Here is a 15,131-nt window from a genome sequence, read left to right as displayed (position 1 = left end):
AGAAAACAGCCAATATTAAGCCGCTTTAAACAAACCTTCTTGCAATGCCGCTTAAAATTTTCTGCAAATGACTAATTACTAAATGCAAATTGCAAATTACTAAAGACTGCCCCTGAAAATTAAAGCTAAGCCACAACCAGCTAATTGGCTTACAAGGCCGAAAATATATTGGCCGTTTTTATGAGTAATTGTTTAACAATTCCCCGCTCATGTTATCGTTGCGTGAGCAACTAAACCTCGTAGAGCAAGATAGACGTTGAGCATTTATGCGAATAAGTTAGGAGTAATGTTTTGTGCGTAGCGCTACATTACACATCTTGCCACACTCACTAAAAGTTTTTTTCTTCAATATTGATCAAACTTCTTCCATTTTGTAAAATTTACAACAAGTTTAAATTACTTTAAATAAAAATATATAAACTTTACTGAAGTACAATAATTTACAATAAAATGGAAGAAGTTTGCATGAAAATGAACAAAAATGATAAAGTTGCCTGGGGTGCTGTACGCGTAGTCCTATATCGCAATAAAGACCTTATTTTTAAATTATTAGATCAAAAATATTCGCAAAAAATGATCTTGGACGAAATTTTAAAAGATTGTTCAATTCAGATATCCCAACAGTCATTATCAAAATTTATCAAGCAATATAAAAATCAAGATTAGGTAACGCCTTTAACCAAAGTTGAAAATTCAAATACTAAAACTGCTATGGTCAATGGCGAAGTTAAAAAAACGAAAAATGCCAATTGTGAACCATCCAGACAAGCTAAGATTTGATTATAATCCTGCTGACTACCGTATAGCTGATTAGATATAGTTTATTTGCCATTTAAATGCCCGTAGAGCGCGACCAAAATAAATTAATACAATTCCCATTTAAAAAACGAAAACGCGCCTACAGCTCAAATAGAGGTATTTATAGCATATACCTTGCTGCCCCCCTCTTATTCAAAAGCAAAAATACATTTCAATAGCTTCAAGTTTTAAAGATTATTCAATTTTAAAAATGAAAACTTTTGAAGGCGCAATTATACGTTTGTAAAACAAATGTAAAACAAAGCGTAACTTTTGCGATTTTTTTGATCTGTTAAAATTGGGAAAATTTACAAGAATTAAGTGGTTTTAGGAAATCCATAGATGCTAAATTCAAATGTCTAAAAATCGTATTTGTAAATGAAGCAGGAAATGTAACTTGTCATCGTTACACTCATCAAAGTCTCCAATGAACAGATAATCATCACAAAAAGTGTAAATTGATTTTTGAGTTTTGATTTAATTTTTTATCTGAATTTGCATTTATTTTTTTAAATTTAACGAAATTTTGCGTAGCAAAACTTTCTTGTTCATATAGTTCATATAGTTCAGGAGAAAATTTATTAATTATTACAATGATTTATTAGTTGAAATGTGAGAAATTGGGCCGTTAATGTGAGAAATTGGGCCGTTAATGTGAGAAATTGGGCCGTTAATGTGACTTGATATGTGAAAAAAAATGCATTAAAAACTCACATATGAAAAAGACAATTGATGTAATAGCAGACCGTGCATATGATGAAAGTAAAACAGTGCTTCCCGTTGAGTATGCACGGGGCGTTTATATGCATAATGCGCCAAGTCTTCGTGCATTAAAGTTAATGCACTTAATGATCGCTAAAGCAGGGGCTAAGATGGCAGAACCTGTTCGCCATGAAATGCGCTTATCTGATATTAGAAATATAGATGGAATGGCTCATCACGATAAAGAAAGTTTAAAGCCGCTTTTTGAGGAATTAAGAGCAGCTGTTCTGACTTATGACGAACCTGGTGCTATGCGCTATACGGTTGGTGGTTTACTTGATAGTGCTGTCGTGAACTATAATTTAGAGACAAATACAGATACATTAATCAATTGGTATTTTGGTCGTTTGTTTGTAGATATGGCTGAAAAATCTAATCATTGGGCGATACTAGATAGACAAACGGTTTTTAATCTTGGCAGTAAATATTCAGTTTTATTATTTCAATATATCGCGAGTTTAGTAAATTTAAATTATATTCAATCCAAGACTTTTACTCTTTCAGAATTGAGAGCTTTACTTGGTGTTCCTAATGGAAAAATGACACGATTTGCTGATTTTAGACGATTTGCAATTGAAGCTGCGATAGAAGAGATCAACCAGTTATCACGCTTTAAATTAAAAACTAATTACAAAAAAAACGGTAGGACTATAACAGAAATTAACATTTCTTGGTCTGTTAAAAATGATCAAGTGTCTGTTAAGCGTGAATTAGACCAACATAAAGTTGGTAGGAAAGCACGACGAACAGGAACAGTAGAAACTATCATCACGGATCAAAATATTCGCAAATCTAAAAATTTAGGGAATATGGATAGTTTTCCCAAAGAAGGTTCTATTTCTTATAGTAAATGGGGTGTAATTGCTCGTGAAGAGCAGCCTGCTCCAGTTCGCGATATAGATTTAGTTGCGAATGATTTTAGATATTGGTGTTCAGCTAAGGCTATACCTCTTGATAATAAAAATATTGAAAAGACATTTCGTACCTTTTGTAAAAATCAACTTTCAGTAAAATAATAAAAAAGCCTGATAAGTTGTTCGAAATATAGCGTTAATCGTTTATGAACTGTTTCGAAATATGATTGAAATTGTTTATAAACCATTTATGACGGATTTCGAAACTTGGATGAAGACTATAAATTCTTAACTTATAAAGATGCTGCCATTGCTTTATCTTCAACCGTTGAATCTGTAAGGGTTCAGGCGCGACGAAACAATTGGCCAAAACGAAAAAATAATCGTAAACAAATAATAATTGGCGTTCCAATTGATAGGTTGACTAAAGTTAAAGATACCGAAATTGAAATAAATAGTTCCGAAACGAGTCCGAACGAAGTTTATGCATTGCAGATGAAAATTGCGGTACTAGAAGTCGAGTTAAAAGGTGCGATTGATAAAATTGATGATGTAAAACAACAGTGCGAAGATTTAAAAAAACTAAACAATGATTTGAAAATCGATCGAGATGAATGGCGTGAACAAGCCAAAACAAAAAAACGCAAATGGTTTTGGTCAAAAACTTAAAAAATACTGCATACCTTATCTTTTTAATTGAAAGATACGCCAATGGCGTATAATATAGTGAGATGGAATTTATAGAAACCCCTACATTTACTCGTCTATTAGAAGACCTATTATCTGATGATGAATATCGTGGCCTTCAAAACATTTTATCCGATACTCCTGATCAGGGCGATATTATTAAGGGTGGGGGAGGAATCCGCAAATTGCGTTATGCATTAGCAGGACGAGGCAAAAGCGGCGGAGTACGGATTATTTATTATTGGAAATCAAGTGATGAGCAAATCTATATGCTTTTGATTTACCCAAAATCAAAAAAAGATACCCTTTCAGATAAAGAAGTAGCTTTAATCCGTGATTATGTGAAGGAATTATAAAAATGGAAAAATCTTTATTTGATGATTTAATGCAAAGTTTAAAAGAAGCGAAGGCTATCTCTAAAGGAGAAGCTGAAGCATCACGTCGTTTCACTGTAGCGTCACCTGACGTGAAAACAGTGCGTGAAAAAATAGGTCTATCGCAACGAGAGTTTGCCCACCTAATGCGTGTCAGCGTAAGAACGTTACAAAATTGGGAGCAGCATCGCCGCCAACCAACAGGACCTGCCGCAGCATTACTTAAAATAGCATCCAATGCGCCAGATGTAGTTCTAAAAAGCTTAAATGGATAAATAGCAACCTGATAAATCATATTAGGCTTCTCATAACTCAATTATCTGGTAATAAAATAGAAGTCTATTTTAATAATGGTTTATAAGAAAAAAAATATAGAAAATAACAGCCAATTTTAATCAGAATTGATTACTCTCAAAAACGTTATCGCCTTCAACAAAATATTTTATTAGATATGCGTGAGATATAGGCTTAACTAAAGACAGAGGATCTGACGATGTATTATAATCTAATAATATAATTTCTTTATTATGGTAATTATCTCTTAATAATTTAATTTCTTCGCTAAGATAATTATCGAGTATATACCTATATGATGGTATATAAATATCTTTTTTAGCTTGTAAATAATCGATTATTTCTCCATCAACCCCCCTCCTATGTCCTTTAGTTTTTCCATATTTTCTTTCCGTACGCTTCATATGTTTCATGCTACGATTTTGAAACAATTTTATATCTACGTCATCATTATCAAAAACCTTAAGACCTTGCCAGATGCCTTCCACAGTGTATGAGAAGTAGCTATCTGAAAAAGGTACTGGTATTCTTCCAATTGGAAAAAAAGGGCTAAACTTAATCCAAGGATGTGTCCCTTTCGATGTCACATCCAATACAATACTCTCGCCATCAATACTACTTACACGTGCTCTTTTATTCATAATTTTAATAGCCATATATTTATCTCTTAATATTCTTCATCTTTTAAATTATCATAATATTTTTTCATATGATCATAAAAATAATCGTTAATAAACATATTCAATGACCTAAAAAATTCATAATCTAAACAATTATTATCGGAGGATATATTTATAGCTTGTATATGTTCATAAAATAATATTACATCATTTGGTTCACAAGTATCTGATTTAGATAAATTATCGACTATTTTTTTCAGACCAGTTTGTAATGATTTTTTATCCTTGTCTGTTAACGGTTCACCAAATCGATTTTTATTATAAATTTCTAATAGTTTCATTTTTTCCTCTTAAAATAAAATTAAGGTAAAACTGTTATAATAGATGGCGGAATATTGCCATGTAATATTACTTCACGTGAACTAACCGCAAAATTTTGAGCTCTTACTCCTTTAAGAAGGCTTTGTGCAGCCGCTCTAGTTGAAACATCATATACTGATCCTGTATAACGATTTAAATCAATTGCTATAATTCTATTTCCTGTAGCTTCAGCCCATTTGCGTGCTATATTTATGTCGGTTGTTGTAGAGATAAACTGTGACCCATAATTAGGACGGCTATTTGTATTTACATGACCTGTCAATGTATAACTCTTACTAGGATTTTTAGCTGTAATTCCTTTCGTAGGGTCCTCATCCGCCCTTATAACCCTGTATACTTTACTTAGTTTAGCTTCTAGTCCCCACGGATCAATCCATGCATTGGGATTATGAACATAACCATTGGGGCGTAACCCGCCAGCTAAACCAATTGGATCGGATGAGATATATTGCGCGGTGAGTGGATCATAATATCGAAAGCGGTTATAGTAAAGCCCAGTTTCTGCATCTTCCCATTGGCCTTGAAAGCGGATGGGGCAGGTTTGGGCTCCTTGTGCTTCAACCGTATCGTATTTGAATGCTAAATTGCCGCGTATTGGTGGTGGGTAAGGGCCACAAATATCATTGTCATTATCTGCTTGCCAGATTTTATGGATTGCGCCCCATGTGCGGTATTGCGCCGCCCAAACAAGCTTGCCATCCTCGCTAAACATTTCGCGCGGTGTACCAAGATGATCATTGACAATATAGAACAGTTCACCATTTGCTGTTTCTTTAGCAATTGGTTTAAATGTATCAGGCTCATAATGCCATTTGGTGGCATTGTTCCAATCAGCCTCACCACTTGCTTGTAACGGTGCTTCCTCGGCAATGGTATCACCATCCCATAGATAGGCTGTGCCTACGATTGTGTCGCTTGATAGTTCGCCACTGCTGCGTTGATGACTATCTTCATGATAAGCACCACGGTTCTTCTCAATCTCAGTGATTTCGGGCGATTGTGCTAATAATGCCTTTTGCGCAATGCTGGCATTAATTTTAAAAATACGTCGCCCGAATGGGTCATAATGATATGTCCAGCGTTCCCCCGTTGGTGTTGTGCAGCCAATCAGCCTATCTTTTGCATCCCATTGATACTGCCAGATTTTAGGGCGAAAGCCATTGCGTGTAACAATGCGTTTGATAATACGGTTACACGCATCATATTCAAGGGCAATATGTTCACCATTGGCGCCCTTGGCATCGGTAATGCGCCCGCCTTTCGCTTGTTGCCAATGGCTTAGAATATTATTTTCATCACTAAAGCCAGTAATATTACGTGCAGGGTCATAGTTAAATTGTTCAACCCTACCATCGCTAGAATTTGCCTTGGTAATCTGGCCATTATCATCATAGCAATAATTGGTTTCACCCCAACGTTGATCTTTAATGCTTAGCGGTTCAAAAGCCTTGTTCCAGCTATAATCGCGTTTGACTTGCGCGGCGGCCTTAACTGCATCAACCCCACGCAACTGTGCCGCCCTTGCTCCCTCCAGCCCACGACCAAGGGTGGAAAGGGCAAAACCTGCCTCTTGGCTGGTTAATAGCCCTAATGCATCATAGCTTTGATTTAAAGAAAAACCACCGTGAGACTGCCTGTGTGTCTCACGCCCCATAATATCATATTGGAAATCCATTGGCTTATGGTTGCCAATGACCATTTGCGTTAAAGAGCCAAGGGGATCATGATAAAACTTGGTGAGGCTTTGGCCAATTTGATAGCTAACGCGCCTGCCCATAGCATCAAATTGGCTGGTAATTTTACGGCCATTACTGCCTTCTTGTATGATACGGCCATTTTTATCACGGGTAATGGCAATAACGCTTGAGCCGTTTTCTGCCCGTTTTAATAATTGCCGGCCATCATAATCAAATGAAGTGGTCTCTTGTAGATCACCTTGTGCAGAAAAAGCCTTTTCCAATAATAAAAGGCCGGTTTTATCATAACTATATTCGATAAAACTATTATCGGCATTAATCCGTTTAATAACATTGCCAACATCGTCATAATGATAATAGAAGTTTTGACCGGCAAAATCACATTCATGAATAATGCGCCCTGCAGCATCGCGTTCTAAATGCCATTGGCGTTGCAGCGCATCTTTAACGCAGGTTAAACGCTTTAAAACATCATATTCAAAAGAAAGCTGGCCGCCGCCAGGTTCTTGCATGCCTAAAAGCAGATCAAATGGCCCGTAATGATAGGTCCATTGCCGCCCTTGCGCATCTTTTACATGAGATGCTTGCCCTTCTGCATCGAATTTTCGTTCAATGACTGATCCATCAGGCCGCTCAATCCGCGTTGGTTGATAAAATTCTTTGCCTTTTGAGTGGTCATAAAAAATTCGTGTTAAGTTGCCATCAGGGCTTTGTTCACTGATAACGCGGCCAAAAATATCGCGTTCGAGCCTAACCTTACCGCCATTTGCTAAAATAATTTCAATAAGACGGTGATGTTGATCATAAAAACGCTGTTCTTTGCCGCCATCCGCAAAATGAATAATTGACGGCTGCCCAGCTTGTGTCCATTCTATTCGCGTTTCATGCCCTTCAGCATCAATAGCGCTAATGACATTGCCTGCACCATCATGATCATATTTCCAAGAATTCCCTTCACCATCAACCACCACATTGGGCGATCCAAAATCATTCCAAGCATAATGCGCCCAACGCCCTTCAGCATCGGTAAAATTGATGATATTGCCAGCATTATCATATTGCCATTTGCTGGTATTTCCCGCTTCATCCTGTTGAGATGTTTTAAAGCCTGCACCATCATATTCAAAAGATTTAATTGCGCCAATTGGCGTTTGTTCTTTTAAAATATTTTCATTTTCATCATACCAAAAGCGTTCAAAAACCTCACCGCCACCTGGACGATAGGTGCTAACACGATTTTCCCTATCATATTCAAATATATCATTATTCCAAGGGCCTGTTGTCTCTGTATGAATAACGCGGTCTTCATGATCATAAGTGAAAACAGTTTTAGAGCGGCCTGTTCGATCATTCCATGATTTTAAGCGATTTTTTTCATCATAAGTATAGGTAATGCAAAAAGAATTTTCGCAATCTGCTTTGAGCATATTACCAAAATTATCATAATGATAAGTTACAAGATGCGCTTCGCCACCATCAACCAGCCATTTGATCGATCTACGTTGCCCCGCTGCATCATTTTCAAACTTTAAAGAAAAACCATCAGAATGCTGAAGCTCAAGCAATATTCCTTGTTTATCACGAATAAATTTGATGCTATTGCCGTTTAAATCTTCAATTTTCTCAAGACGGTAGAGACGATCCTTATATTGACGAAAATGTTTCTCGACGCGTCTATCACGCAAGCGCAAATGTCGCAATTGGGGCGCTGAAAGCCTATAATTAGGAAATGCCGCATTGCCAACACTGCCAATGCCATGCGGGCGATCAAAGCCAATGCGGTTGCCTTCTTCATCAAAATATTCAAGTGTATTTTTAGTCGTAACACGAAAAACAACATCAAAAGGTGAGATGCGATTACGCCCTAATGGGCCACCCGCAATATAAAATTGATTGCCGTAATAGCGTGTTGCATGAAGTGGAATGGTTGCTTCAATATAAAAATCATCCCATGTTTCTATATATTCACCACGCGTGACAACAACAGGGTCGCCTATAGTTTCTCCCACTTTAATTGTTTTGGATACAATAGTTATAGGTACAAAACCTGCGGCTAAAGATATACCCCCTTGAAACCCATCTGCATAATTCGAAGCTCTTTCTAACCCTTCAGGGGTACCGTCGCTCCAGCTTTTTGCAATTTTCTTCACTTGGGTATCTTGATGTTCTCCGGTAAAAATCATTTTTAAACCAGTAGCAGCAATATCAATTCCATTAATAAATAAGGCTACACCGCCAACTGTTGCTGGAATTCCAACCGGTGCACCCACGCCTGTACCTGATGTCGCGGCGCCTCCTGTGGCTAAAGTAGCACCAGCTCCTGCTTCTAATGTTCCTCCAACCACCATAACGCCGCCCTGCACCCTAGGATTTTGAGCGAATGCATCAACACTCTCTTTGAAAGTATAAATAGGCTCATTTCCTAAAAGATTATCAATTTGCGAATTTATATTCGCAATATCTCTTTGTTTGGCATCAGCAGGATTTTCGGGATAGTCAAAATATATAAAACTTGAATATCGTTGTAGTTGATATTCTCTATCACTTAAATTTTCTAAGGCTTTCTTTTTAGATAGTAAATCTTCTATTTTTTCAATTCTTAACTCAAGATGAGTTACATCATTGTCTTCAGTACGTGTAAAAACACGTGCACCTGCATTAGCCATTTCACACCCTGGCTCTCCTGGGCCACGATGCTTTGTTTCAACTTCACATAATTTCTTTTGAAGTTCTTCCCGTTTTTTCTTTTCAATAACTTCTCTTAAATCTCTAAATCCACCATTAGTATTTGAAAATTCAGGAAAAATTTTTTGTTGCGGGAAACCGTAGGTATTTATTTTTATACCTGTACCTACTTCGCTTGTATCTACACAAAAATTTCCATCTCCGAAACCATAGGTATAATAGCTTACGGTTCCATTTTCGGATAAGTTTTTATTAATATAGGCATCGTCTGGAAGGCCTAATTGTATTGCGATATTTCGATCCTGAAAGTAATTATCATCATCAAATAATCCCATTTAAATATTCCGTTCAATTACTTCAGATGTTTGTGCACTACGTTTTTCAACTGCGCCTTTATCTGGTCGATTAATCCATGCAGGATCACCATCACGCACCACTTGCCAACCTTCAGAAAAAACGGTTGAAGACCCTTTTCGGATTGTTGCATATTTTTGGTGGCCTTGGACAACCACCCCCTTATCAATACCTGGTTCATGACCTTGGATCTTTTTTGCCCGTGTATTGACTTGAAAATCCTCTTTTTTATTATTGTAAACACTTTTCGATGTACGCTCACTTGCTTCAAAAGTTACAAATGAATCATAAGCTACAGGCACTTTAGCTGAACCAATCGGGGTTAAACAAACATCTGGCCCAACCGCACTTATATAATTCCAATCGTCCATACGGCCAGAAACAGGTCTAGTTGCCATCAGGTCTCTCCAATGCATCACTATAAATGCCACAATCATCAGGATGAGGCGTTTTCATTTCAATATTATTTGGGGCGTCATCAGAAAAACCCATGATAAGACGTTCTGTTTCATCTTGTTTGTAAATCAATCGCCAAACTAAAAATGCATAATTATCAAAGGGATCGTCTGCTTCGATATCGATTTGCACTGTATCAAGACGAGGCTGGCCACCAAATTCTGTTTCATCAGTTAAATGATAAACTGCATGAACATCGCAATCATTAAAGGTAAAAAACCAATTGCTTTTTATTGGATGAAGATTGACACATTGAACCGTTATCGGAAGTTTTAAAAAGCCATGTCCCCATAGGTTAGAACTTGCTGCATTATTATAAGCAAAGTTGTGATCTTGAGGCCATTTTGGCCAAATATTATCTATCCAATGTTGGTCAAATGTTCCACCAAGAGGACGGCGCGGTAACCACGCACGTTGAATAGCCCCATATCCTACAGGCATATATTGTTTATAGGGATCGTTAATGAGATCATTAGGATCTTCAATCTGGGGGGCAGCAATTTTTTGAGTGTAATCACTCCACTCAGGGTCAATAAAACCTCGGCCTACAGGATTATATTCAAACGCTTCGATAATAGGATTATCATTTTCATCATTTCTTTTATGCACACTACCGCCATATGCATATTCATATCGAATGGGCAAAGAAGTAATAGCTTCAGGCTCAGATAACTCCCAGCCCTCAAAGAGATGTTTATAGTCTCTCCAATTTGCTTTTTCATCATCGGTTAAAGTACGTTTCCATTTCGGTATCCACCATCTAGGACCTGTTACCCGCAATGTTTTTTGAATTTTTACTCCATTAGCATCCATAAGTTCAAAGCCAACATTCCATGCCTTTGTTGGTTGTCCTTTTGGCGAATAAGCCGTTGCATTAACAATGATATCAGTTGATGGTTTATACCCCACCAGATCCGTTGGCTGTTTCAAACTGGAAAAGGCAGGTGCACCAAAGGTCTTTTCTTCAGCATTAATGGCTTCTTGCTCGTCACTTATTTGCAAATTGCTATCATCATCAAAAACATAAGTTGCTTTTAATGCGACAACACCAAATTCTAAACCTTTATTATCAGATTTAGAAAAGCGCAAATGTGTAAATGGTGTTAGGTTCTTGATTTGCATAACAATACTTTAATTGAGATTGATAATTTCACCTTTTTGTTCAATTGGCCCAGAAGCATCGAGAAAAATTCGCGCTCCTTTAAGAACAATCGTTCCATCCGCTTTCATAATCAACAAAGCTTTTGGCGGTATGGGATTATTATTTTCATCCTTTTCAGGACCAACCATAACAGCAAATTCTTCTCCAGCCATGATAGCTCTTGTACTGCCAACTTTTTCCGTATGAACATGGCCAACAGTTGTCACTTTAACTTGTCCCACCTGTTCGGTTGAGCCAATGCCGATGGTATTATTGTCAAACTTTTCGACGGTGGTATTGCGGATACCTTTTTCAATAAGCCCACCAATGATTTGTGATAGGCCTGAGCTTGCCGCTGCCATACCTGCACCACCGCCAGAGCGAAGCCCAGCTTGCGTGGCAACGTTTAACGCACCGCGCAACATATCCATTTTCTCACCAGAACCAGCAAGTGAGGCAAGGGCAGAACCCGCTGATAAAATTTTGCTAAATCCTTCAGTTTCCTTTTGAATGGCTTCTGCACTATCTGATAAAGGCTTAATCATATTTTCAAGGCCTTTTTTCTCTAAGGCTTTTTCAGCTTTTCTATCTTCACCAGCCTGTATTAATTGATCACGAGTTGATAGCTGTTTGGTTTGCTCGCCTTGAGTTGATGATTTTTGTGCCGGTGATTTTAGCATTGGTGCTTGTTCTGTCGCTGCGGCTGATTTTACCGCACTACTACCCTTATCACTGCCAGAGCCAGATTTTGCAGCACTTGCCATCATAGCTTGAGCAGCAATTGCCATGCCTTGTTGTAACAACCCCGCTGATTGCCCCATAAGGCCTTGTAAAACATTACCCAATATGCCTGATGCAGCGCCACCAATGGCACCGATGACGGTATTCATACCGCCGCCAACTTGATGGTTGACGTTATTACCGACTTCAATCGCTTGATTAGCGCCGATATTTTGAATAGCATTGGCATCGATACGCTGTGTCTGGTTGTTCTTAACCTTGATTGTTTGGTCTTTTTCTGCATGCATGAACATGTTTTCTTGACCATTCTCATCCTCAAAGGAAAGCTCGTTAAAGCCACCATTGCCCTTATGCGAATTAGAGCGGATCGCCATTTTGGTCTTATGATCGGGCAATTTATAAGGCGAGACATTCATTTCATGATAGGTACGACCCATAATGATCGGCTGATCGGGGTCTCCCTCTAAGAACTCGACGATCACCTCATGGCCAATACGCGGAATAGCAAGGTTACCATATTCACCGCCACCCCATGCTTGGCTCACCCTTATCCAACATGATGAATCCTCTGCTTTTGGGTCTTTGTGGCGGTCCCATGGGAAGTGAACCTTGACGCGGCCATATTGGTCGGTGTGTATTTCTTCGCCCTCTGGCCCCACAACGGTTGCAATCTGTGGGCCATCGATGAGAGGCTTGCTTGTCTGTGGGGCGCGGTAGGGCAAATGCGATGGCTGCACGGCAAAGGCATTGGCATAGACGGTGGCGTTATCGCTTGCGTTATTGTTGCCTGCAATAGCTAGCCCCATGCGACGGTTTAAGCTCTGGGTGAGCAGATTAGGGCTATGCGATGATGTCGTACCAAAACTTAAGCCCGATAGCGTTGTACCATGCAAGCCCGGTGCAACAATGCCAGTGTCAGCCATGCCGATACCTTGTGCATCCTCACCCCATGCTTGTGGCTGTACGCCCTCATGACGAATGGTGAGGAGCCGCCATTTTTGGTTTAACCGATCATCTGGATGCTCAAACAAGGTAATCGCATGGCCAGTCAGCAAATGCGGCGCATTAGATACACCATAGCCAAGCGACGCATCAACACGGGTTGCTTCTAGCTTATAACGGGTGAAGGCTTTACCGGCACTATCCTTCTTATAGCGACCTGGATAATCATAAAGCTCATAATCATGCTTTTCACCATTGGGGTTAGCGGTGCGCTCCTTATGCTCCTGATTATAAACTGGGTTCTTGAAGGTGTAATCGCGCTGCACAACCGTTGTGGCGCGCAATTTCTCACGATAAGAAAGCGAAGAGCAAAATAGCCCCTTAACTGAACCTGATGATAAGGAATTATATTCAATCTCTTTTAAGCCTGGGCAATCATGCAAAACATTGGGCTTGTCGGAGATGATAAGCTTTAACAGGCCTTCCTTATCATGCTCGAAGTAATAGAAAATACCTTCTTCAGCTAAAATACGCTCAACAAAGCCAAGATGGCTTTCACGATATTGCACGCAATATTCACGGGCATCATGCGACCCTTCATCAATATCCCAAATGACATTGTCAATGCCATGCTCTGAGAACAGTTCTTTAACAATATCGCCAACCTTCTTGGTCTGGAATACACGACAATCAGAACCATGATCCAAACGATAAAGACTTGGCATAAGCACAAGACGATAAGCAGTACGGTGATGACCTCTGTCACCGCGCTCAGCTTCCACCACAACGCCGGAGAAATGACGCAAGGTTTCCATATATTTATGATGTACAGTTAAGGTGCCTGGGCTATCAAGCAAGGCTTGCAAATCAATATTATCATCACTGCTTGACAGCATGACTTCAATCTTTGTCATACCAAAGATCGCTTCGTCAACCGCAAAGGCAGTGACGACAAAGGTGTCATTAGGTGCTTCCTTCATCCAATAGCTAAAGGCAATATCCTGATCTTGGAATTGTTTTGGAAGTTGCATTATTGGATTCATTTTACACTTCTCCGGATGATGTATTGAAAGCAGAATTATTTAAAACGTCAAACAAAGCCACAAAAGCCAAGTCTTCCCTTCAATGGGACAAAACTAAACGCCCCCATTGTCTTTATTTAAAAAGTATTACTTAAATTAATAAGCCATTAAGCTCATAGCCTAATGGCTAAATATCCATCGGCATGGCTATACCCCGCATGCCATGCCGATGCTTAACTCCCTCATTCATAGCTCTGATCTTATCAATGAGGGTGCAAGTGCAAGAATGAAGCGTTTATTTTTCAATCCCAGATGAACGCTTCATTCTTTGCAAATAGGATTAAACCTTAGGTGCGCGCCAATCGTCAGCACCTGAAGTACCAGCAACTGCATGTTCCCATTCAATCTTACGATAGCTTAGTGATACAGTTACCAATTGGGTAAAGTCAGCATTTTTTGGGTCTTGGCAATGAGGCATGTTGCAGTCAATATCAACAATGATCGCATCAGTAAGCTTGGTGGTGAAGAAATGCTCTTGCTTACCTGATGTATTGGTACGATACCATTTCACTTCACAAGTGCTGAGCATTTCGCCTGAAGTAAGCGCATTATAAAGCAAAGGAGTTGCTTTGCTCAAAGCTGCTGTGAACTTGAAAGGCTTATGGACGCGCTGACCTGAAGGCTGACCTGACTGTGGATCACGAGGAATGGTAACAACATGATCAATGGCCTGAACGAGGATTTCGTCTTCATGACCTTCTTGCCAGATATTGCCGATTGAATCTTCAGAAGCTGCACCTTGAGTAATTGGACCCTGTGTTGTACCTTCGATTTTAATATAGGCTGGTGTTGGCATTTCTTTATCCTTTTATATAAACAAACAAACTTACATTTTAAAAACTGACGGCACTTTACCCCCGATTGAGAGCTTAAAATGATGGTAGCCAACAGTCCTGTGAGCAAAGAAAGTTCAAAGGAGAAATGAAAACCCTTGCCCACACCAAATACAAAGCAAGTTTCATGCCAGCTCGGAGCAACAACAAAAATAAAATTCCAAGCAATTGAAAATAAAAAGAAAAATAAATTTTAGTTGCCATACATTCAATAATTAGCAAGTACTAATAACTGCAAAAAATTGCAGTCCAAATTCACCCAAAACAGCTAAAACCGCACCTAACTATAAGATAACAAAAAGAAAAACACCCGACTGCAAAAACTTGCAGTCGACTGCAATTTTTTGCAGTTATTAGAACATTAATAATATTCTAATATAAAAAATCCTTGATATTTATCAATTTCATCAAACGCAACCGCAAAAACCTC

12 protein-coding genes are annotated in these 15,131 nt (G+C 38.8%); 5 read left to right on the top strand and 7 right to left on the bottom strand.

Translation table 11 applies throughout. The features are described from left to right. Nucleotides 1–465: 465 nt before the first annotated feature. The 5 genes from N6A79_RS15800 to nadS all read left to right on the top strand — a co-directional run bounded on the left by N6A79_RS15800 (nt 466) and on the right by nadS (nt 3,750). Nucleotides 466–666, top strand: coding sequence for a hypothetical protein (locus N6A79_RS15800; RefSeq protein WP_268547702.1), 201 nt, complete (start codon nt 466–468; stop codon nt 664–666). An 848-nt stretch (nt 667–1,514) separates the two neighbouring features. Beyond that, complete coding sequence (locus N6A79_RS15795; protein WP_263499732.1) at nt 1,515–2,576, top strand: replication initiation protein; 1,062 nt, start codon at nt 1,515–1,517, stop codon at nt 2,574–2,576. Between the two features lie 105 nt (nt 2,577–2,681). Then, complete coding sequence (locus N6A79_RS15790; RefSeq protein ID WP_263499731.1) at nt 2,682–3,083, top strand: hypothetical protein; 402 nt, start codon at nt 2,682–2,684, stop codon at nt 3,081–3,083. Between the two features lie 62 nt (nt 3,084–3,145). Beyond that, nucleotides 3,146–3,457, top strand: a complete 312-nt coding sequence (locus tag N6A79_RS15785) for a type II toxin-antitoxin system RelE/ParE family toxin (RefSeq protein ID WP_263499730.1) — start codon at nt 3,146–3,148, stop codon at nt 3,455–3,457. Between the two features lie 2 nt (nt 3,458–3,459). Next, complete coding sequence (gene nadS / locus N6A79_RS15780; RefSeq protein ID WP_263499729.1) at nt 3,460–3,750, top strand: NadS family protein; 291 nt, start codon at nt 3,460–3,462, stop codon at nt 3,748–3,750. Nucleotides 3,751–3,870: 120 nt separating this feature from the next. Here the strand turns inward: nadS and N6A79_RS15775 are convergent, their stop codons facing one another. The 7 genes from N6A79_RS15775 to N6A79_RS15745 form a co-directional block, all read right to left on the bottom strand. Further along, on the bottom strand, nt 3,871–4,425 hold the full coding sequence (locus N6A79_RS15775; protein ID WP_263499728.1) for a DUF6939 family protein: 555 nt from the start codon (nt 4,423–4,425) through the stop codon (nt 3,871–3,873). An 11-nt stretch (nt 4,426–4,436) separates the two neighbouring features. Then, on the bottom strand, nt 4,437–4,730 hold the full coding sequence (locus N6A79_RS15770) for a hypothetical protein (protein WP_263499727.1): 294 nt from the start codon (nt 4,728–4,730) through the stop codon (nt 4,437–4,439). A 20-nt stretch (nt 4,731–4,750) separates the two neighbouring features. Then, entirely contained in the window at nt 4,751–9,487 is a 4,737-nt protein-coding gene (locus N6A79_RS15765) for an RHS repeat-associated core domain-containing protein (RefSeq protein WP_263499737.1), read from the bottom strand. After that, a complete protein-coding gene (locus N6A79_RS15760) occupies nt 9,488–9,904 on the bottom strand; it encodes a DUF4150 domain-containing protein (RefSeq protein WP_263499736.1) in 417 nt (138 codons plus the stop codon). Further along, the gene (locus tag N6A79_RS15755) at nt 9,894–11,084 is read right to left on the bottom strand and encodes a DUF2169 family type VI secretion system accessory protein (protein WP_263499735.1); all 1,191 of its coding nucleotides are present in this window, start codon (nt 11,082–11,084) and stop codon (nt 9,894–9,896) included. Before N6A79_RS15755 ends, N6A79_RS15760 begins: the two co-directional genes overlap by 11 nt. A gap of 9 nt (nt 11,085–11,093) precedes the next feature. Further along, on the bottom strand, nt 11,094–13,817 hold the full coding sequence (gene tssI / locus N6A79_RS15750; RefSeq protein WP_326848734.1) for a type VI secretion system tip protein TssI/VgrG: 2,724 nt from the start codon (nt 13,815–13,817) through the stop codon (nt 11,094–11,096). A gap of 331 nt (nt 13,818–14,148) precedes the next feature. Next, nucleotides 14,149–14,664 carry an Hcp family type VI secretion system effector gene (locus N6A79_RS15745; RefSeq protein WP_263499734.1) on the bottom strand — a complete coding sequence of 172 codons (516 nt, stop codon included), beginning with the start codon at nt 14,662–14,664 and terminating at the stop codon, nt 14,149–14,151. Between the last annotated feature and the right edge of the window lie 467 nt (nt 14,665–15,131).

Origin of the sequence: Bartonella sp. HY761, assembly GCF_026743145.1 — a bacterium.
In the GTDB taxonomy this organism is placed as follows: Bacteria; Pseudomonadota; Alphaproteobacteria; order Rhizobiales; family Rhizobiaceae; genus HY038.
This window is presented reverse-complemented; position numbering and strand designations above follow the sequence as displayed.

Excerpts from the sequence above, each read along its gene's own strand:
- N6A79_RS15800 (WP_268547702.1), top strand. The coding sequence starts at position 466 with ATGAAAATGAACAAAAATGATAAAGTTGCCTGGGGTGCTGTACGCGTA.
- N6A79_RS15795 (WP_263499732.1), top strand. The coding sequence starts at position 1,515 with ATGAAAAAGACAATTGATGTAATAGCAGACCGTGCATATGATGAAAGT.
- N6A79_RS15785 (WP_263499730.1), top strand. The coding sequence starts at position 3,146 with ATGGAATTTATAGAAACCCCTACATTTACTCGTCTATTAGAAGACCTA.
- nadS (WP_263499729.1), top strand. The coding sequence starts at position 3,460 with ATGGAAAAATCTTTATTTGATGATTTAATGCAAAGTTTAAAAGAAGCG.
- N6A79_RS15775 (WP_263499728.1), bottom strand. The coding sequence starts at position 4,425 with ATGGCTATTAAAATTATGAATAAAAGAGCACGTGTAAGTAGTATTGAT.
- N6A79_RS15770 (WP_263499727.1), bottom strand. The coding sequence starts at position 4,730 with ATGAAACTATTAGAAATTTATAATAAAAATCGATTTGGTGAACCGTTA.
- N6A79_RS15765 (WP_263499737.1), bottom strand. The coding sequence starts at position 9,487 with ATGGGATTATTTGATGATGATAATTACTTTCAGGATCGAAATATCGCA.
- N6A79_RS15760 (WP_263499736.1), bottom strand. The coding sequence starts at position 9,904 with ATGGCAACTAGACCTGTTTCTGGCCGTATGGACGATTGGAATTATATA.
- N6A79_RS15755 (WP_263499735.1), bottom strand. The coding sequence starts at position 11,084 with ATGCAAATCAAGAACCTAACACCATTTACACATTTGCGCTTTTCTAAA.
- tssI (WP_326848734.1), bottom strand. The coding sequence starts at position 13,817 with ATGCAACTTCCAAAACAATTCCAAGATCAGGATATTGCCTTTAGCTAT.
- N6A79_RS15745 (WP_263499734.1), bottom strand. The coding sequence starts at position 14,664 with ATGCCAACACCAGCCTATATTAAAATCGAAGGTACAACACAGGGTCCA.